The following is a 25,500-nucleotide window of genomic DNA, read 5'->3' as shown; positions in this document are numbered from 1 at the left end:
GATCGCCGCCGGGTGACACCATGTCGCCCGGCGGCGTTTTTTTAGGCGACGCCCAGATCGGACAGGATATCGGCCCCGGCACGAACCTCGTGACTGGATCCCCGGAAATCCTCGCCAACGGGCTCGCAGGCGCCACCCAGATGCCGTGCAAAGAACGCCTCGGCAATTGCGAGATAGGAGAGCTGGTTCGGCGGCCTCTGGAATCCGTGCCCCTCATCGGGATAGACGATGTAGGTCACGGGAATGCCTTTCGCCTGCATAGCCGCTGCGATGGTGTCGCTTTCCGCGATCTTGCAGCGAACGTCGTTGGCGCCATGAAAGATCAGCATGGGCTTCTTGATGTTGTCGACCTTGTTGATCGGTGAACGTTCGGCGAGCAGCTTACGGCCTTCCTCGGTGCGGGGATCGCCGTAGCTGCGATACATGAATTCCGCAAAGCCGGCCCAATAGGGTGGCATCGACTCCAGCAGGGTTTGCAGGTTGGAGATGCCGACGACCGGCACGGAACAGCAGAAGACGTCCGGCGTGAAGGTTGCGCCGACGAACGAGGCCAGGCCGCCGTAGGACAGGCCGAAAATCGCGACTTTGTCCTTTTGCGCGATGCCTTCGGCGATCGCCCAATCGACCATGTCGATGAGATCGTCGTGCATCTTTCGCGCATGCTCCTTCTCGCTCGCCGCGACAAACGCCTTGCCGAAGCCCGTCGATCCCCGATAATTGACCGAAAGCACGGCGTAGCCGCGATCGGCCAGCCATTGGTGATCCCTGCGATAGCCGTAGATATCCCGTCCCCACGGACCGCCGTGGACGATGAGGACCATCGGCAGCGGCCGAGGCGGGCGATCACCATCGATGTCGGCGGGCAGCGTGAGGTACGAGACGAGGGGCAGGCCGTCGCGCGATTTGCCCTGCACTTCCTGCATCGAAGCGAGGCGGTAGGGCTTCAGCTCGGGGCGCGCCGAAAACAGCTCGGTGATGGTCTGCTTGTCGCGGTCAAGGAGATGATATGTGATGGGTTGATCCGGCGCGTGGCTCGCCACGATCCATCGGCGGCCATCGTCGGTTTGGCTCTCAACATAAAACGCGTGGTCGCGTAGTCGCGCCTTGATCAGATCAAGCTCGGCCGCAATCGCAGGCGTGAAAGCCGTCCATTCCTGCCGACCGGGATCGATGCAGACCGCTTCGGGTTCGAGTGTCCGGGTGTTGAATATGGCTCCCGTCACATCGGCGCGGTCGCTTGCGAACAAGACACGTTCGTCACCCGTCGACCAGTTGATGCTTAGCAGGGCCGACTTGTCGTGCGTGACGCTCGAAGTCATATGGAGGTAGTTGCCCTCCGCGTCGAAATTCCAGGGCCGGGTGCTGATGTAGGCCTCGTATGAGGTATCGCGCCAATGCGTGACCTCGCCGTCGTCAATACGCCAGAGCCGTGTGCCTCCGTCAGGCGCGTTGCTGTGCGCGTAGCGCGGCTTCAACTGCCAGTCGAGCCCGACGTAATGGAACTCCTGGCGATTTTCCCAAACCAGGCTGCGTTCGCCGGTTGCGAGGTCGAGCACGTAGACATCGTGCCAGCGCGGGTCGCGATCGTTGAGGCTGACTGCAATCTTGTCAGGAACCATGTGCGACCAGTGCGTCGGCATCGCTCGGACATTGGCAAAGGGCGTGAGATCCCGGAGCTCTGAACTGCGGGGATCGACGACGAACAGGCGCAGATTCTCATCGCCGTTCTCGTCGTTGAGAAACATGATGTAGCGGCCGTCCGGGCTCCAACTCTGCCAGTTGATTGGTCGGCCCGTGGTGCGTGTTACGGGCTGGCCCGCCGCAATGCTGTCGACCGGAGAAACCCAGACGTTCAGAACGTCATCGACAGGGGCGAGCCAGGACAGCCATTGCCCATCTGGTGACAACTTGGTGCCGACGTAGGTCGGATTGCCAAACAGTTTTCGGCGCGGAATCAGAGGGCGAGCTGACATGTGGCGTCTCGTACGCAGGCGCGACTTCCATCGCGCATCGTAGTGCTACGGTATGTAGCATATACACGCGAAAACCTTGCGTCAACTCCAAGTAGAGCGCGTGCTCGTGGCGCGGGAAGCGCGCAAGAGTGCGCTCCCCAGAGGATTGAGATTGGCGCAGCTACCCGCCCTTGACCGCCCCCGCCGTGAGCCCCGCCACGATCTGTCGCTGGGCGAACACTGTGAGCAGCAGCACCGGGAGAGTGACGATCAGCGCGGCCGCGGCCAGCGGACCCCAGCTCAACTGGTCGAACGAGATCATGTTGTAGACGGCGACGGGCAGGGTGCGCGTCTCGCGTCCGGCCAGCACGATGCCGAACACAAAATTGTTCCAGGAGAAGATCACGGCGAGGATGAAGGCGACCGCGATCCCGGGCTTGGCGATCGGCAGGGCGACGTGTCGAAAGACCTGCCACCGCGTGGCGCCGTCGATCAGGGCGGCTTCCTCCAGTTCCATCGGTGTCGTCTCAAAGTAACCGATCATGATCCAGATCACGATCGGCACCGTCACGACGAGATGGATGATGATCTGCGGCACCAGCGTGCCGAGCAATCCCAGCCACTGGAACAGCAGGAACAGCGGGATCAAATAGGACAGGCCGGGCGTGATGCGCGCGATCAGGATCACGATCGCGGATTTGTGCGCGGCCATGCGCGCGATGCCGTAGCCGGCGGGAACGCCGACGAGCAGGGCCAGCGTGGTCGCGCCGCCGGTGACGATCAGGCTGTTGACGAAATAGGTCAGGAAGCGGTTGGAAGCGAGCACGTCGGCGTAGTTCTTCCAGGCGATGCGATCGGGGATGAACACCGGCGGGTAGGCGGCATTGTCGACCTCGAACTTGAGCGACAGCGACGCCATCCAGAGGAAGAACAGGATCGCCGGCGACACGATGACGAACACCGAGAGCCACAGACCGATCCTGCCAATGACCTGACGTAGGTTGATTCGACTTGGGTTGACTTGACTTGAGCTCATGCGCCGCTCGCGATTTCGGTCCACAGCATGCGCTGGCGGGCATAGAGCATCACGGCCGCGAGGGCGACGATGAGGAGGAAGAACACCACCGCGATCGCCGAGCCGTAGCCGAGGTCGTAATAGGTGAAGGCTACGCTGTAGAGATAGATGTTGATCGTCTCCGACGCCGAGCCCGGTCCGCCCTGCGTGATCGCGAAGATGATGTCGAAACTCTTCACGGCGTCGATCATGCGGATCATGCCGGCGATGAACAGGAACGGCATGATCAGCGGCAGGGTGATGAAGCGGAACACCTGCCAGAAGCTGGCGCCGTCGATCTGCGCGCTTTCATAAGGCTCGGTCGGGATGGCGGCGAGGCCGCCGAGCACGATCAGCATGACCAGCGGCGTCCATTGCCAAGTCTCGACCAGCACGAGCGAGGGAATGACGGTCGCGGGGTGGAAGACCCAGAGCTGTGCGGGGATCCCGACCAGCGACAAGAGGTAGTTCAGCACGCCGAGCTGCGGGTGGAACATCATGGTCCAGACCAGCGCGATCGCGACGGGGGTCGCCATCATCGGCATGATGAAAATACCGCGCAGAAAGCCGCGGCCGACGAATTTCTGGTGAAACACGACGGCCGCGAACGTGCCGAGAATCAGCGGCAGCAGCACCGATAGCAAAGTGTAGACCATGGTGTGGCCCACCGCGTCGATGAAGCGGGGATCGCTCGTCAGCCGCAGATAGTTGGAAAACCCGACGAAGGTGGTCGGTGAGCCGACCTTCCACTCGTTCAGGCTCATCCAGATGGTGAAGACCCACGGGAAGATGATGATCGCGAGCACGACGACCAGCGCCGGCACCACGAACGGCCAGTAGGACGGCGGCCGCAACGCCTTCTCCGGCGCGGCATCAGACTGTGCCGCGGCCGGAGTCGATTGTGTCAACGCACTCACGCTTTTTCGCTGCGCTCCAGGATCGGCCGGTACTGATCGTGAGCCTTCTTCAACTCGGTCGCGGGATCGGCGCCCGATAGTGTCGAGGTGAGGGCCGCGCCGACGAGATCGCGGAATTCGGCGACCGGGATCACGACGGGAAGGCCGAGCTTGCTGATCTTGGCGGAATCGATCACCGACTGCAGCCACTCCTTGGGCATCTTCACGCCGTTCTGGACCTCGGGATCGCCGAGGATCGAGTTGCGGAACGGCACGCCGCCGCCGGCCTGCAACAGCCGTGCGCCCTGCTGCTTCGAGACCGCCCACTGGCAGAGCAGATAGGCGGCTTCCTTGTTTTTGCTCGCCGCGGCAATGCCGATGCCGTCGCCATAGGTGGCCGAATATTGCCCCTTCGGTCCGGCCGGCACGACGGTGTAGCCGACCTTGCCGACGACGCGCGAGGCGGCGGGGTCCTCCAGCGGCGGCGCCCAGCCGACGCCGTCGATCCACATCGCCGAACGTCCTTGCGTGAACGAGGCCATCGACTCCATCCAGTTGAAGCCGGCGACGCCTGGCGGGGCGACCTTCGTCAGCAGCGTCTGATAGAGCTTTGTCGCCGCGACCGCCTCGGGGCCGTCCGTGAGGATGTTGCCTTTGGCGTCGAGGAATTCGCCGCCATAGTCGAGGAAGAAGTTGGTCCACAACGTCATGTTGGCGTTGCGCAGGCCCCGTCCGACGAAACCGTAGGTGCCTTCCTTGGTGTCGGTCAGTTTTTCGGCGGCCGCGACCATCTCGTCGAGGGTCTTGGGGACGGCGACGCCCTTCTTCTGGAACAACTCCTTGTTGTAGTAGAGGATGAAGTAATCGACCGACCAGGGCAGCGACAGCATCTGGCCCTTGTCGTTCTTGGCGTATTGCAGGCCGGCGGCCGAGAAATCGCTCTCGACGAGATCGGGCGCCGTCAGCGTCGGATCCTTCATGAAGGGCGTCATGTCGGCCAGCCAGCCGCCCTTCTCGAACTGCCGCTTCTGCACGTGATAGCTGAGATGGACGACGTCGAAGCTCGGCCGGCCCGAGGTCAGCTCGATCACCACTTTCTGGCGCTGTTGCTGCTCGGGGATCTGTTCGGATTCCACCTGGATGCCGGTGAGCTCGGTGAACTCCTTGATGTTTTTTTGCAGGTTGTCGCCGCGCGGACCCTTGGCGAGGATCACCTCCAGCTTGGTCCCGGCGTATTTCTTCCAGTTGACCTCGGCGCGTGCCGGTAGTCCGGTCAGGCTGAGCGCGCCAGCCGCGGCGGTCCCCGTCAACAGCGTGCGGCGCGAGATGTTATGGTTGGCCACGTCAAATCCCTCCCTCTGATTCATTTTCTTTGGGAGGGATACTAACGGCCGTGCCACGCCTGCCTAGTCCTAATCTGGGGACTCAGGGACGCACGGCAGGCGTCTCCATCGGCAGGCCGCGCGCCCGCGACATCAGGTAGAGTTCAAGCGCGACCAGCTCGGGCGCGCCGTAATCAAAGGCCTGGGCGCGTACGCCGGTCATGCAACTGCGCAACCTTCGCTCGATCGACCCCAGCGTCTGCCACTCCAGGCGGTAGAGCGGATAGCCGGTCGGCTGTCCTTGCGTGATCGGCGCGCCCGCAAGACGCTTGTCGAAATTGTCGTCGTGGCAGTTGGTGCAGGCGAGGTTGAGCTGACCCTCGCGCCGCATGAAGAGGTCGCGGCCCTGCGCCACGAAAGGCTTCAGCTCCGGATCATCGCCGGCCGAGATCGCGACGCCGCGGGACTGGTGGGCGATAAAGGCGGACAGCGCCAGGAGGTCGTGGCTCTCGTAGGGCAGCGCCGGCGCCTGCTGATGATTGGCGCGGCAGAGGTTGATGCGCTGGTCGAGGGTGACGGGGCGCGCCAGCGCCTTGTCGAAGGCCGGATAGCGCGCCGCGACGCCCTTCATGCTGGTCGTTGCATCGCCGTGGCAGTCCGCACAGGCCTTGTCGGCGCTGCCGGCCTTCTTCGCCCAGAGCGCCTCGCCGTCGAGCACGAAAAGCATGCCCGGATTGGACGTGTCGTCATCCTGCATCGCGCGCGTGTCCGGCCCCATGAACGAATAGCCGGAGCGGCGCGCGTCCGGCGGAATCTCGCCGGCGAGCAGGGCAGGGGCCGCGGCCAACAATGTTGCCGCCGCTATCGCGCGCCAAAAGATCATTCGACCGTGATCGAGGCCGATGCGGTCGACGAATAGCCGTTGTCGCCGATCCATTCGAATTCGAACTTGCCGCTCTCCTTCGCGACCGTGAAGAAGGAGAGGTATGGGTTGGCCGCGATCGCCGGAAACAGGTCGGCGCGGAAAACTTCGGTGCCATTGTAGCGGCACGTAAAGCTCGTGATGATGTCGCGCGGCACCAGCGCGCCGTCCGCGGTGTGGCGGAAGCCGGTCTCCATGATGTGCGAGGTCAGCGTGCGGATCTCGATGACATCGCCGCGTTTGGCTTTTGCCGGGACGTTGATGAGCGCGGCCATCAGTTCATCTCCTCGGTACAGGCGGCCAGCGTCACGACGATGTCGGCGGCGACCTGCCAGAACGTGTCATCGGACATGCGTGCGATTGCCACCACCTTCTGGGTGTCGGCGAGCCGGATCCGGGTCGAGACCTGGGCGCGGCCGGAGGAGGGATTGAGATAGAAATTGCCGATGTTCGGCTGCGGGTTCTTCTCGTTGAAGACGTGGATGCTCTTGACGTAGTCGTTTGCGGTCATCGGGCTTGCGACGCTCACCGTCATCGGCACCGTGTTGCCGTTCTCGACCAGAGGCGGAATGTCGAGCTTGACCTTGCCGGTGCGAATCTGGGCTTCGCCGACGACGTTGCGGATGGCGGTGCTGAGCATCGCGGGCGTCGCTTCCAGCGGTCGCAGCGTGACGATCGGGATCGTCCCGGCGACCGTCGCGCCGCCTGCAATACTCAGGAATTGTCGTCGCGTGGTTGGCATGAAGCTAGTTCCGAAGCGTTACAAGAAAGGCCACGATGTCTTCGATCTCCGCGGCGGATAATATCGGCTTGCCGGCAAAATTGCGCCCGACCCGGACCAGCCCGTCGTTGCGATAATAGGACGGCATGATGGTCTGCGGGTTGTAGCGCGATGCATCGACCAGCCGCAGCCGCAACTGGCCCGCCGACCACCAGTTTCCGGTGCCGGTGAGATCGGGTGCGAGGTCACCCTGGAACCGCGCCTCCGGGAACGGACCGGAATGGCAAAGGATGCAGGTCGTGGTGCGCGCAACCACCAGCGCGCGTCCACGCGCGGGATCGGCTGGTGAGCCCGTGAGCGGCTCCGGGATGGTGTCACCGATGATTTTGTAGCGCACGAGCTCGTCGGCTCTTGCGCCGCAAGCCAGGGCAACGCCGGCGGCGATCAGCGCTGCGATATGAAGGAATGCTCTAGCCAAAGGTGTCCGCCGTGATGGTTTGAAACCAGCGTTCTGCCTCCGCGGCCTCGCGGGCGCGCAGCTCGCGCGGCGCATCGACCGGGCTGGTCGCGCCGCCCTCGACCTCGGCAAAGATGTCGCCCCTGGGCTGGTAATTGCCGGCGAGCGAGAAGCCGTAGCCGGGCGCGGCCGTGTTGTAGCAGACGCCGGTCAGCCGCGGCGTCTCCGGCGCGCGGCCCGCGAACAGGTTGAGGATGGCGGCGGCGCAGGCCTTGCCCTGTGCGCTCGCGGCCGACGCCGATTTGGGAATGCCGCCGCCGAGGCAGGCGTCGCCGATGACATGGATGTTCGGGACGAGCTTCGACTCGAATGTCACGGGATCGATCGGGCACCAGCCGGTCGCATCCGCCGCGCCCGCGATCTCGGCGATGCGGCCGGCGCGTTGCGGCGGGATGACGTTGGCGACATCAGGCGTGTAGTTGCCGAACTCGGTGATGATGGTCCTTGTCGAAGGATCGACCGAGGTGACGCGACCGCCCTGCGACAGCGCGATACGCTCGATCATGTCGCCATAGAGCTCCTTCCACGCCTTCTCGAACAGCCGCTGCTGCGAAAAATTGTCCTTGGCATCGAGGACCAGCACCTTCGAGCGCGGCTTCTTCGTCTTCAGGTAATGCGCAATCAGGCTGGCGCGTTCGTAGGGCGCCGGCGGGCAACGCGACGGGTTGGCCGGGATGGCGATGGCGACCGTGCCGCCGTCCGCCATCGCCTCCAGTTGCCTGCGCAGCAGCAGCGTCTGCGCGCCGGCCTTCCAGGCGTGCGGCATTTTCTCGGATGCCGCTTCGTCATAGCCGGGCAGGGCCTCGAAATGGAAGTCGATGCCAGGGGAGAGTACGAGACGGTCATAGGGCAGCGCGACGCCGTCGGTCGTCACGACGCTGCGCCGCTGCGGCTCGATTGTGGTGACGGCCTCGCCGATCACGGTGATGCCCTCGGCGGCGAGCTTGTCATAGTCGAACTGCTGCGCGTCGATCTCACGCAGGCCCGCAATCACCTCGTTGCTGAAGGGGCAGGAGGTGAAGACCGCGTTCGGTTCGATCAGGATGATTTGCAGGTTTTCCTGCGCGCGTTTCAGCGCGCGGGCGCAGGCCGCGCCGCCGAACCCGCCGCCGACCACGACGATACGTGCTGCCGACTGCGCACGCGGGACCGATGGCCGCGCCAGCGTTGCGGCGGCCGCGGTGATGCCGAGCACGGCATTCCGCCGTGTCACCGGGCGCGTGGTCATCAGGATCATCCAGGCAAAAATGCCGCGGCGGCCGTTGCAGCCGCCGCGGCGTTTCTCAGGCGAAGGTGATGTTCTGGTCGCGCAGCGGCACCGAGCGGATGCGCTTGCCCGTCGCCGCGAAATAGGCGTTGAGCACCGCCGGCGCCGCGACGCCGATGGTCGGCTCGCCGACGCCGCCCCAGAACCCGCCGCTCGGCACCATCACCGATTCCACCTTCGGCATCTCGTTGATGCGCATCGAGTTGTAGGTGTCGAAGTTGGTTTGCTCGATCTTGCCGTCCTTGACGGTGCAGCCGCCGTAGAACAACGCGGACAGGCCATAGACGAAGGAGCCGGCGATCTGCCGCTCCACCTGCGCCGGATTGACGACGTAGCCGGGATCGGTGGAGGCGACGATGCGATGCACCTTGATCTTGTTGCCGTCGGTCACCGAGATTTCGGCGGCGCCGGCAACATAGCTGCCATAGCCCATGACCTGCGCGATGCCGCGATAGACGCCCTGCGGCGCCGGCTTGTCCCAGCCGATCTTCTCGGCCACGGCATTGAGCACCGCCAGATGCTTGGGATGGTTGCCCATCAGCTTGCGGCGGAATTCGAGCGGGTCCTGACCTGCGGCCTGGGCCAGCTCGTCCATGAAGCATTCCATGTAGATCGCGTTGTGATTGACGTTCACGCCGCGCCAGAAGCCGGGCGGAACGTGCGGGTTGCGCATCGCATGCTCGATCAGGAGGTTCGGCACCGAATAGCCGAACGCGGCTTCGCCGGACTGGGCGACGCCCTGGAATGCGGCCGGATCCATGCCGTTCTGCAGCGCTTCGGGGCGCAGCGAGAACAGGATCGACTGCCCGGACAGGCGGTAGTGCAGCGCCACCAGATTGTTGTTGGCGTCGAACGCGCCGGTCATCTTGCACTGGGTGATCGGGTGATACCTGCCGTGCGCCATGTCCTCTTCGCGCGACCACAACAGCTTGATCGGCGTGCCCGGCATCTGCTTGGCGATCATGACCGCCTGGCGGACGTAGTCGGTCTGGCCGCGCCGGCCGAAGCCGCCGCCGGGCATCACCTTGTACACGTCGCACTTCTCCGCTGGCAGGCCGGAGGCCTCCAGCACCGCCGCGAAGACGGCTTCGCCGTTCTGCGTGCCGCACCAGACCTCGCATTTGTCGGCCGTGTAGAGCGCGGTGGCGTTCATCGGCTCCATGGTGGCGTGGTTCTGGTAGGGGTAGTTGTAGACGGCTTCGACTTTCTTCGCTGCGCCGGCAATCGCGGCTTTGACGTCGCCGTTCTTGTTGCCGACATAGGCCGGCTGCGCGTCGTCGAGGCCCTCAGCCAGCCACTTCGCGATCGACTCGCTGGAGACCTTGGCATTCTCGCCCTCGTCCCAGACGATCGGCAGCGCTTCCAGCGCGGTCTTGGCGTGCCACCAGGTGTCGGCAACGACCGCAACCGCGGTATCGCCGACCTTGACGACCTTCTTGACGCCTTTCATGCCGGTGATCTTGGCTTCGTCATAGCTCTTCAGCTTGCCGCCAAACACCGGGCAGTCCTTGATTGCGGCGTTCAGCATGCCCGGCAGCTTGACGTCGATGCCGTAGATCATCGTGCCGGTGGTCTTGTCGGCGGTGTCGAGCCGCAAGAGGCCCTTGCCCGCGATGGTCCAGTCCTTGGGATCCTTGAGCTTGACGTCGGCCGGCGGCGTCAGCTTGGCGGCGGCTTCGGCGACCTTGCCGTAAGTTGTCGTCTTGCCCGACGCCTTGTGGGTGATGACGCCCTTGGCGACGGTGCATTCGGAGGCCGGCACCTTCCACTCGTTCGCGGCGGCCTCGATCAGCATCACGCGCGCGGTGGCGCCGCCCTTGCGGACATAGTCCTGCGACGAGCGGATGCCGCGGCTGCCGCCGGTCGAGAAATCACCCCAGACGCGCTTGCGGGCGACGCTCTGGCCGGGGGTCGGATATTCGGTCGTGACCTTCGACCAGTCGCATTCGAGTTCCTCGGCGACCAGCTGGGCGAGGCCGGTGAGCGAGCCCTGGCCCATCTCGGAGCGGGCGATGCGGATCACGACGGTGTCATCGGGCCTGACTACGACCCAGGCGTTGACTTCCGGCGCGCCGTCGGCCGCGCGGACCACGGCGGGGCCACCGAAGGGGAGATCGAGCCCGATCGCGAGGCCGGTGCCGACAGCGGCGGTGCCGATGACGAAGGCGCGACGGTTCATCTTGGGAGAAACATGCTTGTTCATGGGACGGCTCCTCAGGCGCTGGCGATCGTGTGGATCGCTTCGCGCACCTGCTGGAAGGTGCCGCAGCGGCAGATATTGGTGATGGCCTCGTCGATGTCGGCGTCGGTCGGCTTCGGCTTTTCGGCGAGGAGTGCGGCCACCGCCATGATCATGCCGCTCTGGCAATAGCCACATTGCGGAACGTCCTTGGCGATCCAGGCTGCCTGCACCTTGTGCAGCGTGTCGCCGGATGCGAGCCCCTCGATCGTGGTGATCTTCTTGCCTTCGGCCTCGCTGACCGAAATCCCGCAGGAACGGATGGCGACGCCGTCCATGTGAACGGTGCAGGCGCCGCATTGCGCAATGCCGCAGCCATATTTGGTGCCGGTCAGGCCGGCATTCTCACGGATCGCCCAGAGCAGCGGCGTATCCGGCTCGACGTCGAGCGTGAAGGTTTTTCCGTTGATTGTTAGGTTTGCCATCGCAAGTCCCCTGATTGGCCCAATCCACCGATCGGACTCAGGGAACAATGTGTCTGGCAAATTGGAACTGTTCAAATCAATAGTCCGAGGGGTGGCCAACAGCGAGGCTGGCATGCGCGGGGAAGAATGTCGGGAGCGCGGTGTTGCCGCCGAAATCGCCGTCCAAGCGGCCGGATGAGCCTCTCCCGGCGCCAAGAGGTGGCTCGGAACGACGCCCGGCGCGTTCCGGGCAGTTCCCATTGCGGCGACAGTTTGTCCTTTTTACCGGGGTGCAAGACGAACGCGCTCTGGTACACTGGGACGAAGCAAAAAGGGATTCCATGAACGTACCGCAGCGCTGCAACGTATTGATGCTCTATCCGCTGTTCTTGGCGGAGTCGTTCTGGAGCTTTGGCGAATCCTGCGAGCTGATGGGTGTGAAGCGACCCGCGGCCCCCCTCGGCCTGATCACGGTGGCCGCGATGCTGCCGAAGGACTGGACGGTCCGGCTGATCGACTGCAACACGCAAGCCTTGGGTGACGAGGATCTCACCTGGGCCGACGTCGTGTTCACCGGCGGCATGCTGCCGCAGCAGGCCGATACGCTGCGCCTGATCGAACTCTGCCGCGCCGCCGGCAAGCCGGTGGTCGTCGGCGGACCCGATCCCACCTCCAGCCCGCACATCTACGAGAAGGCCGACTTCCGGGTGCTCGGCGAGGCCGAAAGCGTCATCGACGAGTTCATCGCGGCCTGGGAAAGCGGGGCCCGCGCCGGCGTCTTCACTGCGCCGAAATTCCAGGCCGACGTAACAAAGACGCCGGTGCCACGCTTCGATCTCCTGAAGTTCGAGGACTATCTCTACCTCGGTGTGCAATATTCGCGTGGCTGTCCGTTCACCTGCGAGTTCTGCGACATCATCGAGCTCTACGGCCGTGTGCCGCGCACCAAGACGGTCGAGCAGATGTTTGTCGAGCTCGAGACGCTCTACCGGATGGGCTACCGCGGCCATCTCGACTTCGTCGACGACAATTTCATCGGCAACAAGAAGTCGCTGCGGCAGTTTCTGCCCCAGCTCGCCGAATGGCAGCGCGCGCACGGCTATCCCTTCGAATTGTCCACCGAGGCCTCGGTCAACCTGGCCGACGATCCCGAGCTATTGGAGCTGATGGGCGCGGCCAATTTCTTCGGCATCTTCGTTGGCATCGAAAGTCCGGACCCTGCAACGCTGGTCGCGATGCGGAAGAAGCAGAACACGCGGCGCAACATCGCCGAGAGCATCCACAAGATCTATGCCGCCGGCATGCTCGTCACCGCGGGTTTCATCGTCGGCTTCGACACCGAGAAGGTCTCGATGGCGGAAGCGATGATCGATTTCATCGAGGAGGCCGCGATTCCCGTCGCCATGGTCGGCCTGCTCTATGCGTTGCCGAACACGCAGCTCACGCGCCGACTCGAGCGTGAAGGCCGGCTGCATCCGGGCCACGATCTGGCGCCGACCATCGGCGCCGATCAGTGCACGGACGGCATCAACTTCGATCCGGTCCGCCCGTTGCGCGACATCCTGACGGACTACAAGCGGGTGCTGGAGCACATCTACAGCCCCGCCGCCTACGCAGGACGCGTCGACCGCCTGATGACGCTGCTCGACCGATCCAGGCAGCGCCCCGAGCTCGCCGAGGGCGACATCCGCTCGCGGGTCGGGGCGATGGAGACGGTGCACCGCGTTGTCACCGCCCTTCCCGAAGCGCGCGGGCCGCTGTGGCAGACCTTCATGAACTGCGCCAAGCGCGACACGTCATCGGCACGGATCGCGGTGCAGATGATTGCCGCCTATGCGCATCTCGGGCCGTTCTCGCGCAAGGTCATCGAAGCCATCGACGGGCGCCTCGCTGCGCTCGATGACGAGACGGTCATCCCGACCGCTGCGACGCTCGACACCACCGCAGCCCGGCACCTGGCCTGAAGGCTTACTTCACCGCCAGCCGCAGGAAGCTCATCACGCTGCCGAGCGCGGCGAAGCCGGCGCCGAGCCCCAGAGCGACGGTCGCGCCATCGTGACCGGCCAGCGCAAAGCACAGCGCCGCGAGTGCGGCTCCCGTCGTTTGCCCTGTCAGCCGCGCGGTGGCGACGATGCCGGAGGCGCTGCCGCTGCGGTGCGGCGGCGCGCTCGACATCACGGCCTTCATGTTCGGCGCCTGGAAGAAGCCGAACCCCATGCCGCAGATCACCATCCGCCAGATGATGTCGGGGATGGCAGGATTGGACGGAAGCATCGCGAGCAATGCCATGCCGAGGCCGAGCAGCACGAGCCCGATGCCGCCGAGCAGGCCGACCGCGTGCCGGTCGGAGAGGCGCCCCGCGATCGGCGCCATGATGCCGACCACCAGCGGCCAGGGCGTCATGAAGAAGCCGGTCTCGACCTGCGAACGCCCGAGCACGTCCTCGAAATAGAACGGCAGCGAGACGAAGGCGAGGCCCTGCACGGCGAACGAGCACACCGCGGTCGCTGCCGACAGCGCGAACATCGGCCGGCTGAACAGGTCGATCGGCAGCATCGGCGCGGGATGGTCGGCATGCCGGCGCGTCAGGATGAAGCCGAGTGCGAGGGCCGTGATCAGCTCGATGCCCACGACGACGGGCGACAGATTGTGCGCGGCGCTGCCGATGCCCGTGATGAACAGGCCGAGGCAGGCGGACGCAAGGACCGCGCCGAGAAAATCAAAGCCGTGATCGGCGCGCGGCGTCTTCGGCAGCATTGCAAAGCCGATCCCGATCGCGACGAGGCCGAACGGGATGTTGACAGCGAACAGCCACGGCCACGGGCCGACTGCGAGGATGGCAGAGGCGATCGATGGACCGATGGTGAAGGCGGTCGCGACCACGAGCGCGTTGTGGCCAAAACCGCGGCCAAGCATCCGGCCGGGATAGACGAAGCGCACCAGCGCCGTGTTGACGCTCATGATGCCGCTGGCGCCCAGGCCCTGCAGCGTGCGCGCGACCAGCAGGCTGTCCAGCGACCACGCCACCGCGCAGAGCAGCGAGGCGATGGTGAACAGGATCAGGCCGCCGAGATAGATGCGCTGGTGCCCGACGATCTCGCCGAGCGCACCGAGCGGCAGCAGGGTCGCCACCAGCGCGATCTGGTAGACATTGACCACCCAGACCGATTGCTCCGGCGTGACGTGCAAATCGGCGGCAATGGCTGGCAGAGCGATATTCGCGATCGCGGTGTCGAGGGAGGCCATCGCCAGCGCGGTGAAGATGGCGGCGATCGCCCAGCGCCGCTGCGTGGCCGGAAGGCCGTCGGCAATGGGATGATCGGGCTCGCGCGCGGCGGCAGGTAACGTGATTGTCATTGCCTGGCGCGTTGCTCCGGCGGCGTGGTGAAAGGGGACTTTTGGCATGTACTACGCCGAAGGCCGCTTCCACAGGCATATGCTTGCATGCTGTGTATGCGCGAAGGTCAGGCGATGCGGCCGGCGGCTGGCGTATGATCGCGCCAACTGCTGCAATCTTGGGGGATCACCATGCAAATCGTCGTTCTGCCCGGTGACGGCATCGGACCGGAGATCACGACCGCGACATCGGGCGTGCTGCGCGCGGCCTCCGAGCGCTTCCAGCTTGACTTGCGCCTCGAGGAGCACGCGGTCGGGCATGCGAGCCTGAAGCTATCAGGCACGACGGTGCGCCCCGAGCTGCTCGACATCGTCCGCGCCGCCGACGGCCTGATCCTGGGGCCGACCGCGACCTTCGACTTCAAGGACGAGGCCCATGGCGAGATCAACCCGTCCAGGCACTTTCGCAAGAGCCTCGACCTCTACGCCAATGTCCGGCCGGCGCGCACCTATGCGGGGCGGCCCGGCCGGCTTGGCGAGTTCGACCTCGTCGTCGTGCGCGAGAACACCGAAGGGTTCTACGCCGACCGCAACATGGAACAGGGCAATGGCGAGATGCTGGTCACGCCTGACGTCGTGATCTCGCTGCGCCGGATCACGCGCCTCTGCTGCGAGCGTATCGCGCACGCCGCCTGCCGTCTGGCGATGAAGCGGCGAAGACATCTGACCATCGTGCACAAGGCCAATGTGCTCAAGATCGGCGACGGCATGTTCCTCGACATCTGCCGCGCGGCGGCGAAGGGCTATCCCGGCCTCGAAGTCGACGACATCCTGGTCGACGCCATGATGGCGCATGTCGTGCGCAACCCCGATCGCTTCGACGTCATCGTCGCCACCAACATGTTCGGCGACATCCTGTCCGATCTCACGGCCGAGCTCTCCGGCAGCCTCGGCCTCGGCGGCTCGCTCAATGTCGGTGATCGCTACGCCATGGCGCAGGCCGCGCACGGCTCGGCACCTGACATCGCGGGGCAGGACGTTGCCAATCCGGTCTCGCTGATCCTGTCGACCGCGTTGCTGCTGGCCCGGCATGGCGAGAAGAGCGGCGCCGTCCGCTACGAGGAAGCGGCGCGTGCGATCGAAGCCGCGGTGGCGAAGGCGATCGGCGAGGGCAGGGCGACGCGCGACGTCGGTGGCAAGCTCGGCACCATCGCGGCGGGGGCTGCGATTGCAGAGGTCTTGCAGGCGGAGTGAGCCATCGTCGCGGATGCCTGCGATTTTTTTTGGGGGCCAACACAAAAACTCGAAAAACAACCCCATGCACAGTAGAAGGCTCCTTGATCGATAAGGGATTTTCGGAGCGCGTCGCGACGACCTTCGTGGCAGTGATCACGTTGACCCGTCGGGCAAAACACTGGCATGATGCTATCGTGCCAGCGGTCGGGGACAAGGGCGCATTCTCATCATGCGCGACGTCCGCTTCCTGACGTCCAGTGGCCCGTCTCCTCTGGCCCGCTTGAGCCAGATCAAGACTCACCCCGCGGCGCCGCCGGACCTTTCCATCAACGCTTCCATGGAAAGGGCGGCCCATATGACAACCCTGCTCAGGGAAATCCGGGATACACCTCTGCTCTGGATGCTGGTCTTCGTGCCCATCGTGCTGGTGGCGGAGGCGGTCGCCCCGCATTCCCACACGCTGCTGTTCGTGCTCGCCGTGCTTGCGATCGTGCCGCTGGCGGCGCTGCTCAGCCACGCCACCGAAGCGGTCGCCGCCAGGACCGGCGATGCCGTGGGTGGGCTGCTCAACGCAACGCTCGGCAATCTGCCGGAGCTGATCATCGCCATCACGGCGCTGCGGGCAGGCGAGTACATGCTGGTGAAGGCCTCGATTGCCGGCGCGATCGTCACCAACGCGACATTCATGCTCGGCGCCTGCCTGCTGCTCGGCGGCCTGCGCTACCACGTGCAGGAGTACAACCGCGCCGGCGCGCGCCTGTCGTCCGGCCTGTTGCTGATGGCGACAGTCGCCCTGCTGGCCCCTCGGCAGTCGCCGACCTCGAGCATTTGCCGCAGGACGGAGGCGTCATTCACAAGCTTAGCGTCGGCATTTCAGTCCTGCTGATCGCGGCTTACGCGCTTGGCCTGTGGTTCTCGCTCGGGACGCACAAGGAATTGTTCGCAAGCGTCGATCACGGCGAGCAGGAGGAAGCGCACTGGCCGATCGGGCTAGCCGTTGGGACGCTGCTGGCCGTCACCGTGCTGGTGGCGCTGGTGAGCGAGATCTTCGTGGAATCGGTGCAGAAGGCGGCGGAAACCTTCGGCATGAGTCCGGCTTTCGTCGGGTTCATCATCGTTTCGCTGGTTGGCGCCGCTGCCGAATTTGCAGTTGCCCTTGCCGCTGCGCGCAAGGACCGCCTCGACATGGTCGTCAGCATTGCGCTCGGCAGCGCCTCCCAGATCGCGCTGTTCGTTGCACCCGCGCTCGTGCTGCTCAGCTATGTCGTGGGACCGACGCCAATGAACCTTCAGTTCTGGCCTGGCGCCGTCACCATGGTGATGATCGCAACAGTCACGGCGACCTTCATCACCACCAGTGGACGCTCGGCATGGTTCGTCGGCGCGCTGATGATTTTCATTTATGCGGTGTTTGCGCTGACGCTGTATGTCGTCCCGCCGGCGGGCGAGGGATGAGGTGCACTCGCCCGCCGGCACAGGGGTGAATTGGCTCATCGGAGAATGGCGGCCCGTGGCGAGCCATCCTCCGAAGCGGCGAATACGTTTCCCGCTAGTAGGCCCAGTAGCTGCCGGTGGGCGGGCAATTGTCGCCGCCATAGCCATAGCCGTAATTGCCGCCGCCATAACCGTAATACGATGCGGCCGGGTAGCCATAGCCATAGGCGGGATAACCGCCAGAGTAGCCACCGTAGTACCCGCCATAGCCGCCGTAATAGGCGCTCCGCGCGATTGCGCCGCCGACGACCGCGCCGGCGGCCACACCGTAACCGAGGCCGCGATAGCCGTAGCCGCGATAACCCCAGCCGCCGCGGTAGCCCCAGCCGACGCCGCGATAGCCGTAGCCGCCGCCGCGCCAGCCGCCGACCCAGCGCACTTCGGTGGTGGTCTGATCGACCATCGATTTCATCGTCGAAAGATGCGTCGGGATCGGCCCGGCCTGAGCGATTGTGCCTGATAGCAGGGCGCCGGCTCCGGCGAGAACGAAGGTACGCAGGGAATTCGAGGATGTCATGATCGATCATCTCCTTGGCTTACGGGCGGCGCTTTCTGCGCGGTCGTACCCATTCCGGGATGGCAATGCCGCGGCGGGTTTGATCCAGATCAAGCGTCGACGGCGTATCCGGCCTGGACCTCGACGGGATCAATGTGCGATGCCGTCGGTAAGCACGCGCAGGCTCCTTGCGGGCGGCTACTTCAAGTCGACCGTATCTTCCGCGATGATTTCTTCGTCGAATCCGGTCGTTCGCAACACGCGTACCGCGGCACGTTTGGCGCCGGCGAACTGATTGCGATCGACGTCCACCTCGGGGGTGGGGCGACTCACAGCGATCGTGTCCCACGTCGACTTGTTGTCCGGCTTGACCTGGACCGAGTAGGTCACGCCGGCGACGGGCTGCAAACCGCCGAGCTGGTCGATCCTCAATGGTCGCCGGCTGGCTGCCGCAGCCCCGGCGAGCTCAAGTCCGAAGGTGGCGCCTGCGGTCGGCCCGGGAGGTGCCGCCCCGGCCTCGTACCGGCTGATCTCCTTCCCCTTGAGCTGGAGGCTTACCGACTTCATGCCGCTCACCCGCGGAAGGTCCGCCTGAATCAGACCGACTTCGTTCGGCCGGTCGGGTTCAGCAGATGACCGGCGGATCACGACTGGCTCACGGTAGACTTCCTTGCCGGTGCCGTCGTAAGCCACGAGTTCCACATCCTTGTCGGTGGCGGCGTCCGACGCGATGGTGGAGACCGACGGGTTCACATACATGATCTTGCCGTCACCAGCGGTCTTGTTGATGGTGGCGACGACGTGAACGAATGATCCGGTCTTGATTTCGGTCTTCATCGGATCCTCCTAAGCGACCGGCGGACCGAGGGCGTCCTCTTCCAAAAGCCGGGTCATTATCGCCTGGTAAGTGTACGCCGATAGCCACTGGTTGTCTGCATAGGTCATCACGTCGTGATATGTGAGCCCCGGCAACGCAGCGGCCGGCAAGCCGAGTTCGTGATCCCCGGTGTCGACACCGACATATTTGTTGTCCGGCTTGCTGATACAGCCGTTCTCATAAGGGAATGTCGGATCGCTCGCGTCCTGCGCGGCGGGGGGAAATCCCGGATGAAACCGGCCGAACGTATGTCCGAGTTCGTGAGCGCCGTACCAGTCGGCGTATGACGCGTCGCGATCGCCGGCAAATCCGTTCGGCACGCCCGCGGGTCCGGAAGCGACGGTGTCCGGCTGGGGCGTGCCCGGAATGGCGAACGCCTTTCCTCGCATGAAGTTGTTGGACGCGTTATCGTCGACGAGACCGTAATAGTGCGTGCGCGGGTCGACGCCGCTGCTCACCTCGCGGCTTCGCAGCGCGGCGATCTGGGCATTGGCGAGATCGACCGTCGAGTCGTCGAACGGCGCGGCAAAATCCGCGTCCACCACCATGTGGGACCATTCGAGCGCGGCGACAGGATAGGCGCGGTTGAGAAACGACTTGAGATACGAAAAGTGGACCGCAGCGGGGGTGACGGTCGTTGTGCCCGCCCTGTATCGAAGACCGATCACCCGGATGCGCAGCGGCGGCGCCGCCGCGAATGTTACGGGCGCGATGTTGAACGCCGCCGCCGGAAGGTCGCCGCCTCCGGGCTGAAAGATGCGGCTGATGCGCAAGTTGAGTGTGCCCGCGCCGATGGCCGCGGCCGGCAGGCGGAAGTTCAGGCTCTTGTCGATGTCTTCCCGCTGTTCGCGGAGACTGAAGGGCGAGCCCGGGTCCACCCGAAGCGAGTTGAGGGCCGGGACGAACGTGTCGCCTCCGCCGCTCCGGCTCCACGCAATTTCCGCGGTGATCTGACCGGGCTGCGACACCGAAGTCGGCTCAAGATAGAGGCGAACGAGCGTCGCCTTATCGGCGACCAGCGGCACCGAATTCGTCACGTCCTGAACACACTGGACGATCTCGACGCCGCGCACCTGCACGCCGGTCTGCGGCTGAGCAAGGCCGAGCGGGCGGCGCTTGCGAGGTTTGAGTCTGGGAACGCCCGAGCCGCGATGCACGCACATCATGCACATGGTGTTGTTCCGGCTTTGATGACCCGTAACGCGAGCTTCGCTTTGTCGCGTGGACTTTAGGTCTACATTGATACTATACTACTCGCTATAATTGAACAAAGCCAACCCTGCGGATCGGTCATTTGGACGCAGCGCGGTTGACATAGCCTGTTGTCGGAGCCGGTCGCGAAAGGCCCCCGCACAGCAAGTTCTGCGGCGAATTATTTGCGCGGAGGACGTTCGATGCTGCATCGCTTTCAGTCGCGTGGGCTCGGCGCGGCAGCTGCTCCGCAGAGCACCGCGCCGCCACGTTCGGAGTTCGAGCCGATCGAGGACATCCGCGCCTCGTTCATCGACAAATTCCAGAGGCGGCGGATCGAGGCCGGCGAGAAGCCCGCCGCCGTGAGGCGCAGCCTGAACGGACAGCCGATCGACGAGCCGGACCATCCGCGCTGATGGCCTCGCGGCAAGTCTCGTGCGACGCCTCCGTTTTTGGACAATCCCTTTTGATATCGAGGTCAGACGATGATCGATCCAAACGCAATTGCAGCGTTGAAAGTCTATCCGCCCATCGGCGTCGCCCGCGTTGGCAACGCGCAAGGCGCCGGCGACTACGTCATCGGCCCCGAGATGATCGGCGGTGCGTCGACCTTGCCCGGCACGACGCCGGAACAGCCGGCTCGCTTTGTCGAGGACTTTCGCACCGCGAACGGAGAGATCAAGCGGCAAGCCGCGCGCTTCCGCATCTACGCCCACATGAAGGACGGCAGTGTGCAGGAGGTGACCGCTGCGTCCGCGAAGATCGAGTGGCGCGTCTGCATCGCAAACCTCAAGGCCGGCTGGTACGAGTTCAACCAGGCAATGGACCTCGGCCCGCTGAGCCAGAGCGCGTTGCAGCGAAATCGCGAGCTGGTTTTGCCGGACGCCAGGTGGAAGCTCGACATCACGCCAACCCCGCGAAGCATCGTGGGGCAGGGGGCTGGCCCGATCAGGCTGGACGATGGCGCGTTCTGGGCTTCGCCGGTCTATCTCGGCGAGCTTCGTACCGACGAGGAGGGGCGGCTGATCTTCCTCGGCGGCAATGGAGTTTCGCGGCCGTTCCGCAAAGGGACCCGGCCCCTGACTTTCGCCAACAATCCAGGTTGGCACGATGACGTCAGCGACGGGCCGGTGCGGGCGCAAGTGACATTTGCGGGGCATGCACCGATCGATGCGGAGCCCGGCTATGTCTGCGTTACGCCGCCGAATTACGCGCCGGGGCTGTTCTGTCTCGTAACGATGGACGACGTGGTGCGGGAGGTGTTCTACGACAAGGGCTGGATTCCACGACCGGTCAAGACCTCGTTCGTCAACGACGTGCAACCAATCTTTCAGCGCCTGACCGGACTGCAATGGGTCAACCACGGGCTCTTCGTCGTTCATGGTTTTGGCTCGCCGCTCGACGCGCAGAATGCGCAAGTCCTCGCCAAGCTCAACGACGCGTCTGCTGCGAATGCGGCGTGGCGCGCGGCCGTGCTGGCGTTGTTTCGCGATCCAGGCGCGAGCGGCGCACTGATCGAAGATCAGATAGCGCAGGTGTTCGGCGATGCGGTCGACCAATTCTTCGAAGGTCCGCCGAAGCCTTCGAATTCGCTGCTTGCCGTGACGAAGACCCAGTACGCGCACCTCAAGCGCTGGGCTGCTGGAACATTCGACGCCGACGGGCCGTCGCACCAGCCGCCGCAGGCGCAGGACTTCGATGCCCTGCCTCCCGAGGTCCAGGTCAAGCATCTCGAGCGCGCATCCTTGCACGATTGTCTCGGCGGCCCGTTCCATCCCGCGATGGAGATGACATGGGTGATGCGGATTCCGCTGATGTGGACATCGGCGTATCGGCTGAAGGTCCTGGCCGGTGAGCAACCAGCGCGGCAGGACTTCGGGGGGACTCTCACGCCGGCGGTCTGCACCGGCGCGAACGGCCCACACGACGGTGTTGCCGCAGGCTGCCTCACCCGTTTCCTCGGCGTGCCCTGGCAGACCGATCATACCTCGTGCAATTCGGCGGCCGACTACTTCCCGTCGACGTTCCTGTCGATGCCGACGTTCTGGGGACCGCGTGCCCCGGATCAGGTTCTGGCAGACGGAAACTATCTGCGTGCGGCCGCCATCGCGCCTCTCGGCCAGGCGACGCAACAGCAGACCTTCAAGCACCTGATGAACCGGGTCGACTGGTTGCGCGACATCCGCGGCAACGATTACTATGACCGCCTGTCGAACATGATTGCGGAATGGTCCGAGCTCGGCATGGTGTTGCCGGTGAAGAACGCGCCTGCATCTCTGCCGGTGCAGGATCTGCGGGTCGAGCAGGGACGCCGCGACAACAACGGGCCGATCGATGTCACGGCCGATCCGAAGTACCACGCGGTCGAAGACATGGAGAGCCTTTTCTTGCCGCAGACGACGGCAGGCCTGGCGCAGCGGCGCGGTGCACGCAAGACGGCTCCCCCGCCGAAGCGGACCTATCGCCCGGGCGAGATCTGACCTTGGACGTGCTGCGCACCGACTGTCTCGTGGTCGGCGCGGGGCCTGCCGGCTTGACCGCCGCACGCCTGCTGGCCCTTAGGGGCCGCACGGTCATTCTCGCAGATTCCGGCGTCAAGCCGACGACGCGGCTTGAGCTCCTTGCTCCGGCCTCGCTCGTCACTGTCGCGGCGGTGGGACTTGAACATCTGCTCGACGATCCGGAGATCGCCCGAGCCTGTCTCGGGATTCGGCGAACACACCGTTCGGGCGCGTCGGACTACGAGGACTTTCTGCGTCATCCCTGCCGCGTCGGGTATGTGGTCGATCGCGCCCGTTTCGACGAGCGCCTTCGCGACGAGGCTGTCGCCGTCGGGGTTACATTTTATGGGCTGCGCGCAATCGGCGTCACGCCGGACCGCGGCGTTATCTGTCGTGCGAGTGATAGCGCTGGGGCGAAGGTCGTCCTTGCGGAGGTCGTCGTCGATGCAACGGGTCGCGCCGCCGCGATTGCGCGGCGCCGGGGCGCGCGCGTGGCCGCCCGGGATCGCATGGTCGCCGAACTGGTCGAGGATGCGGCTGATGGCGCGCCGGCCGGTTCCGCATCGTGGCTCGAATACAGCAGCGATGGACCGACCTGGTCTTATCGCATCCATGGACCGCAAGGGCGTGTGCAGACTTGGCGCATTCGCAGATCCGGCACATCGGCGGGAGATGCGCTGCTCAGCGTGGACGCGTCTGCTTGCCTCCTCTCGGAGGCCGCGGGCGAAGGTTGGATTGCAGTGGGCGATGCGGCGATGGCGTTCGATCCGATTGCCTCTCAGGGCCTGTTCAACGCATTGTCGTCCGCCTTGGTCGCGACGGGTGCGCTGTTGTCGGCCGATCGGCTGAGCCCGACCTCGGCGCGATTGTATTCCGACGCGGTCGCCACAACGTTCCTTCACTGCGAAGCAGGCCGTATCAGCGTCTATGGCGCCATGCCTCCGGCGCCGCAGTCATCGGCCGACCCGGCAAGAACGATCGCGCAATGAAGCATGATTTCGCGGGCCGATCGGGCTCCGCCGCCCGCCCCCGAGAACTGATACCTCCGCAACCCTCCATCCACGGGCACGATGTCATCGTGGCAGCAATCGGGAGCAGGGCCCGGGCGAAACCCGCGCCACGCTTTTCCGGATTATGCTCTAAGTGTGCAGCCGGGGAACGAGACGTGCCGCGTTCTGATGGCCGATCGCGTCGAGATCGTCTGTCGAGAGGCCAAGCTTCTGCAACTGCGCGAACTGGCCAAGGCCGAAATACGGATAGTCGCTGCCATAGGTGATCTGCGAGGCGGGCACGAGCTTGAGCAGCGCGGCCATGGAGGGCGCGAAAGTCGCATTCGCGGTGTCGTAGTGAAGCCGGCGTAGTTCGCCTTCGATTCCGTCCGGCGCAAACTCCTTCAGGTCGGGCCGCGCCCCATAGAACGAATTGATGCGCCCGGCCATCATCGGAATCGTGCCGCCGGCGTGCGAGAACAGCCATTTGATGTCGCGATGGCGGGCAAATGCGCCGCTGAGCAGAAGGCTCGTCACGGTCCGTGTGGTGTCGTGCGGGACTTCGATCACCGCCGGAAACGTGCCGACGCTGAGCGCGCTACAGCAACTCGCGACCAGCGGATGCACATACACGACCGCCTTGCGACGGTTCAGCTCCTCGAACACCGGCCTGTAGGCGGCATTGCCGAGCCATTTGTCGCCGTAGCTGCTTTGCAGCCCGATCCCGTCCGCCTTCAGCGTGTCGAACGCATATTCGATCTCCCTGAGCGTGGCATCGACGTCCTGCATCGACAAGGTCGCGAACAGGCCGAAACGGCCCGGATGGTCGCGCATCATGTCGGCCGCGTACTCGTTGCAGGCGCGCGCAAGCCGGCCGGCTTCCGCCGGCCCGAGGTCGAACCACACGCCGGGCGTGGAGGCGACCGACAGGATGCCTGTGCGTATGCCATTGCGGTCCATGTCCTCGACGAGCTTCTCGCGGGTCCAGGCCACCTGGCCGGGAAAGTGCGGCTGCTTGCGTGCGTCTTCGTAGCCAAGCCAGAGCTTTTGATACTCAGGCGGATAGAAATGAAGGTGAGTATCGATCAGCGCCGGCTTGGCCTGTCCGTGTACCGCAACGGCGGGGATGGCCGAGGCAAGGCCAACTGCACCGACGCCAGCGAGAAAGCCGCGGCGCGACGAGGGCGGGCCGTAGCAGGTGGGGCAGGCGTGATGCCCTCGAGATTTTTGATCCCATTTGTTCATGTTGCACGTCTCCCGTGACGAACTGGCAAAGCCAAGGCCTGTGGTGCTTCTATCGGCAGAACGTTTCGTCCCTCCGCTGTCTGTGGTGCGGCCGCAGCGGGGCAATGATTGTTGGGGATTGGAATACGCCGATTTTTCGTCGCCGAACGATGCCTCGCGTCACGCCTGTGCATCGCCGCCGCAACTTTGTGTGAACGCCTCTCCAATTCTCCCGCGAGATGCTCCCTGATGTCGCGAGGTTGACCCGTCGGGCGAAACACTGGCAAAATGCGATGGCGGCGAAGATTTGCGATGACCGCAATCACTTTCAGTGAGTGGATCGATGAAGTCTGACAGGGATGGCATCAACCTCGCGGCCAAGCCAAGCGGAACGGGTTGCGTGGAATGCTCGGCTGCTGGCGGATGGTGGTTTCATCTTCGCAGATGTGTCGAATGCGGTTACATCGGCTGCTGTGATACGTCACCCAATCAGCATGCAACGAAGCATAACGCGGCGACGGGTCACCCGATCATCACGAGCTTCGAGCCGGGCGAACGGTGGTTTTACGACTATCGCACGGGACAGCCCTTCGCGGGCCCGAAGCTGCAAGGCCCGCACGCGCATCCGTTGGACCAGCCGGTGCCCGGGCCGGACGGCGCGGTGCCTTCAGACTGGCAATCGCTGCTGCATGAATAGGTCGCAGCCTCTGGCAACTGGTCCATAGCCGACGAGCGCGTTTAGCAGCGGGGCTGCTTCCTGGCATCGCGCGTGAACTCACGGGCGGACGTCTTGCGCGAACTCTCGGCACCCGTGAATCCCCCATTGGAACCCTCACTGGTGTCCGTGGCGCCGGATTAGCGA

General features: G+C 64.6%; 22 protein-coding genes and 1 pseudogene. 7 read left to right on the top strand and 16 right to left on the bottom strand.

The genetic code is table 11. The features are described from left to right. Positions 1–41: 41 nt before the first annotated feature. The 11 genes from AB7Z56_RS33280 to AB7Z56_RS33230 form a co-directional block, all read right to left on the bottom strand. The gene (locus AB7Z56_RS33280) at positions 42–1,973 is read right to left on the bottom strand and encodes a S9 family peptidase (protein WP_063984855.1); all 1,932 of its coding nucleotides are present in this window, start codon (positions 1,971–1,973) and stop codon (positions 42–44) included. A gap of 160 nt (positions 1,974–2,133) precedes the next feature. Next, entirely contained in the window at positions 2,134–2,988 is an 855-nt protein-coding gene (locus AB7Z56_RS33275; protein ID WP_371496096.1) for a carbohydrate ABC transporter permease, read from the bottom strand. Further along, on the bottom strand, positions 2,985–3,923 hold the full coding sequence (locus AB7Z56_RS33270; RefSeq protein ID WP_354123428.1) for a carbohydrate ABC transporter permease: 939 nt from the start codon (positions 3,921–3,923) through the stop codon (positions 2,985–2,987). The genes AB7Z56_RS33275 and AB7Z56_RS33270 overlap by 4 nt, the downstream gene beginning before the upstream one ends. Then, complete coding sequence (locus AB7Z56_RS33265; protein ID WP_063984853.1) at positions 3,920–5,269, bottom strand: ABC transporter substrate-binding protein; 1,350 nt, start codon at positions 5,267–5,269, stop codon at positions 3,920–3,922. Before AB7Z56_RS33265 ends, AB7Z56_RS33270 begins: the two co-directional genes overlap by 4 nt. A 58-nt stretch (positions 5,270–5,327) precedes the next feature. After that, positions 5,328–6,107 carry a sulfur oxidation c-type cytochrome SoxA gene (gene soxA, locus AB7Z56_RS33260; protein ID WP_063984852.1) on the bottom strand — a complete coding sequence of 260 codons (780 nt, stop codon included), beginning with the start codon at positions 6,105–6,107 and terminating at the stop codon, positions 5,328–5,330. Continuing rightward, the gene (gene soxZ, locus AB7Z56_RS33255; protein ID WP_014497100.1) at positions 6,104–6,421 is read right to left on the bottom strand and encodes a thiosulfate oxidation carrier complex protein SoxZ; all 318 of its coding nucleotides are present in this window, start codon (positions 6,419–6,421) and stop codon (positions 6,104–6,106) included. The genes soxA and soxZ overlap by 4 nt, the downstream gene beginning before the upstream one ends. Beyond that, positions 6,421–6,888: a SoxY-related AACIE arm protein gene (locus AB7Z56_RS33250; protein WP_063984851.1), complete on the bottom strand. Its 468-nt coding sequence runs from the start codon at positions 6,886–6,888 to the stop codon at positions 6,421–6,423. Before AB7Z56_RS33250 ends, soxZ begins: the two co-directional genes overlap by 1 nt. Positions 6,889–6,892: 4 nt before the next feature. After that, a complete protein-coding gene (gene soxX, locus AB7Z56_RS33245) occupies positions 6,893–7,345 on the bottom strand; it encodes a sulfur oxidation c-type cytochrome SoxX (RefSeq protein ID WP_063984850.1) in 453 nt (150 codons plus the stop codon). Further along, a complete protein-coding gene (locus tag AB7Z56_RS33240; RefSeq protein ID WP_231144392.1) occupies positions 7,338–8,621 on the bottom strand; it encodes an NAD(P)/FAD-dependent oxidoreductase in 1,284 nt (427 codons plus the stop codon). The genes soxX and AB7Z56_RS33240 overlap by 8 nt, the downstream gene beginning before the upstream one ends. A gap of 46 nt (positions 8,622–8,667) precedes the next feature. Further along, the gene (locus AB7Z56_RS33235) at positions 8,668–10,854 is read right to left on the bottom strand and encodes a xanthine dehydrogenase family protein molybdopterin-binding subunit (protein ID WP_063984849.1); all 2,187 of its coding nucleotides are present in this window, start codon (positions 10,852–10,854) and stop codon (positions 8,668–8,670) included. 11 nt (positions 10,855–10,865) lie between these two features. Further along, a complete protein-coding gene (locus AB7Z56_RS33230; RefSeq protein ID WP_028156974.1) occupies positions 10,866–11,315 on the bottom strand; it encodes a (2Fe-2S)-binding protein in 450 nt (149 codons plus the stop codon). Between the two features lie 320 nt (positions 11,316–11,635). Here AB7Z56_RS33230 and AB7Z56_RS33225 point away from each other — a divergent pair, with 320 nt between their 5' ends. Next, positions 11,636–13,258, top strand: coding sequence for a B12-binding domain-containing radical SAM protein (locus AB7Z56_RS33225; RefSeq protein ID WP_231144393.1), 1,623 nt, complete (start codon positions 11,636–11,638; stop codon positions 13,256–13,258). Positions 13,259–13,262: 4 nt separating this feature from the next. On the opposite strand, the gene AB7Z56_RS33220 is transcribed toward AB7Z56_RS33225, so the two are convergent. Beyond that, positions 13,263–14,651, bottom strand: a complete 1,389-nt coding sequence (locus AB7Z56_RS33220; RefSeq protein WP_063984847.1) for an MFS transporter — start codon at positions 14,649–14,651, stop codon at positions 13,263–13,265. 171 nt (positions 14,652–14,822) lie between these two features. On the opposite strand from AB7Z56_RS33220, the gene AB7Z56_RS33215 reads away from it, so the two are divergent. Next, positions 14,823–15,884, top strand: coding sequence for an isocitrate/isopropylmalate dehydrogenase family protein (locus AB7Z56_RS33215; RefSeq protein ID WP_231144394.1), 1,062 nt, complete (start codon positions 14,823–14,825; stop codon positions 15,882–15,884). Positions 15,885–16,221: 337 nt separating this feature from the next. Next, a pseudogene (cax, locus tag AB7Z56_RS33210) lies at positions 16,222–17,321 on the top strand (calcium/proton exchanger). Positions 17,322–17,415: 94 nt separating this feature from the next. On the opposite strand, the gene AB7Z56_RS33205 reads toward cax, so the two are convergent. From AB7Z56_RS33205 to AB7Z56_RS33195, 3 genes are all read right to left on the bottom strand, one after another. Continuing rightward, on the bottom strand, positions 17,416–17,877 hold the full coding sequence (locus tag AB7Z56_RS33205; protein WP_063984844.1) for a hypothetical protein: 462 nt from the start codon (positions 17,875–17,877) through the stop codon (positions 17,416–17,418). A gap of 177 nt (positions 17,878–18,054) precedes the next feature. Beyond that, positions 18,055–18,693 (bottom strand): hypothetical protein, encoded by a 639-nt coding sequence (locus AB7Z56_RS33200; protein WP_063984843.1) that lies wholly within the window; start codon positions 18,691–18,693, stop codon positions 18,055–18,057. 9 nt (positions 18,694–18,702) lie between these two features. Then, positions 18,703–19,905 carry a hypothetical protein gene (locus AB7Z56_RS33195; protein WP_199877111.1) on the bottom strand — a complete coding sequence of 401 codons (1,203 nt, stop codon included), beginning with the start codon at positions 19,903–19,905 and terminating at the stop codon, positions 18,703–18,705. Positions 19,906–20,127: 222 nt separating this feature from the next. Between AB7Z56_RS33195 and AB7Z56_RS33190 the strand changes: the two genes are divergently transcribed. From AB7Z56_RS33190 to AB7Z56_RS33180, 3 genes are all read left to right on the top strand, one after another. Then, positions 20,128–20,340 (top strand): hypothetical protein, encoded by a 213-nt coding sequence (locus AB7Z56_RS33190; RefSeq protein WP_063984842.1) that lies wholly within the window; start codon positions 20,128–20,130, stop codon positions 20,338–20,340. A gap of 69 nt (positions 20,341–20,409) precedes the next feature. Next, positions 20,410–22,404 carry a LodA/GoxA family CTQ-dependent oxidase gene (locus AB7Z56_RS33185; protein ID WP_231144396.1) on the top strand — a complete coding sequence of 665 codons (1,995 nt, stop codon included), beginning with the start codon at positions 20,410–20,412 and terminating at the stop codon, positions 22,402–22,404. A gap of 8 nt (positions 22,405–22,412) precedes the next feature. Further along, positions 22,413–23,414 carry an NAD(P)/FAD-dependent oxidoreductase gene (locus tag AB7Z56_RS33180; RefSeq protein WP_231145225.1) on the top strand — a complete coding sequence of 334 codons (1,002 nt, stop codon included), beginning with the start codon at positions 22,413–22,415 and terminating at the stop codon, positions 23,412–23,414. A 150-nt stretch (positions 23,415–23,564) separates the two neighbouring features. Here AB7Z56_RS33180 and AB7Z56_RS33175 read toward each other — a convergent pair whose 3' ends face one another. Then, positions 23,565–24,659, bottom strand: coding sequence for an amidohydrolase family protein (locus tag AB7Z56_RS33175; protein WP_063984839.1), 1,095 nt, complete (start codon positions 24,657–24,659; stop codon positions 23,565–23,567). A 322-nt stretch (positions 24,660–24,981) separates the two neighbouring features. Between AB7Z56_RS33175 and AB7Z56_RS33170 the strand changes: the two genes are divergently transcribed. Continuing rightward, positions 24,982–25,335: a UBP-type zinc finger domain-containing protein gene (locus AB7Z56_RS33170; RefSeq protein WP_063984838.1), complete on the top strand. Its 354-nt coding sequence runs from the start codon at positions 24,982–24,984 to the stop codon at positions 25,333–25,335. Positions 25,336–25,500: the final 165 nt, after the last annotated feature.

This window comes from Bradyrhizobium sp. 482_C4_N1_8 (assembly GCF_052075965.1).
Lineage (GTDB): Bacteria > Pseudomonadota > Alphaproteobacteria > Rhizobiales > Xanthobacteraceae > Bradyrhizobium > Bradyrhizobium barranii.
Note: the sequence above shows the minus strand (reverse complement) of the source record. Positions and strands in the feature narration are given on the sequence as shown.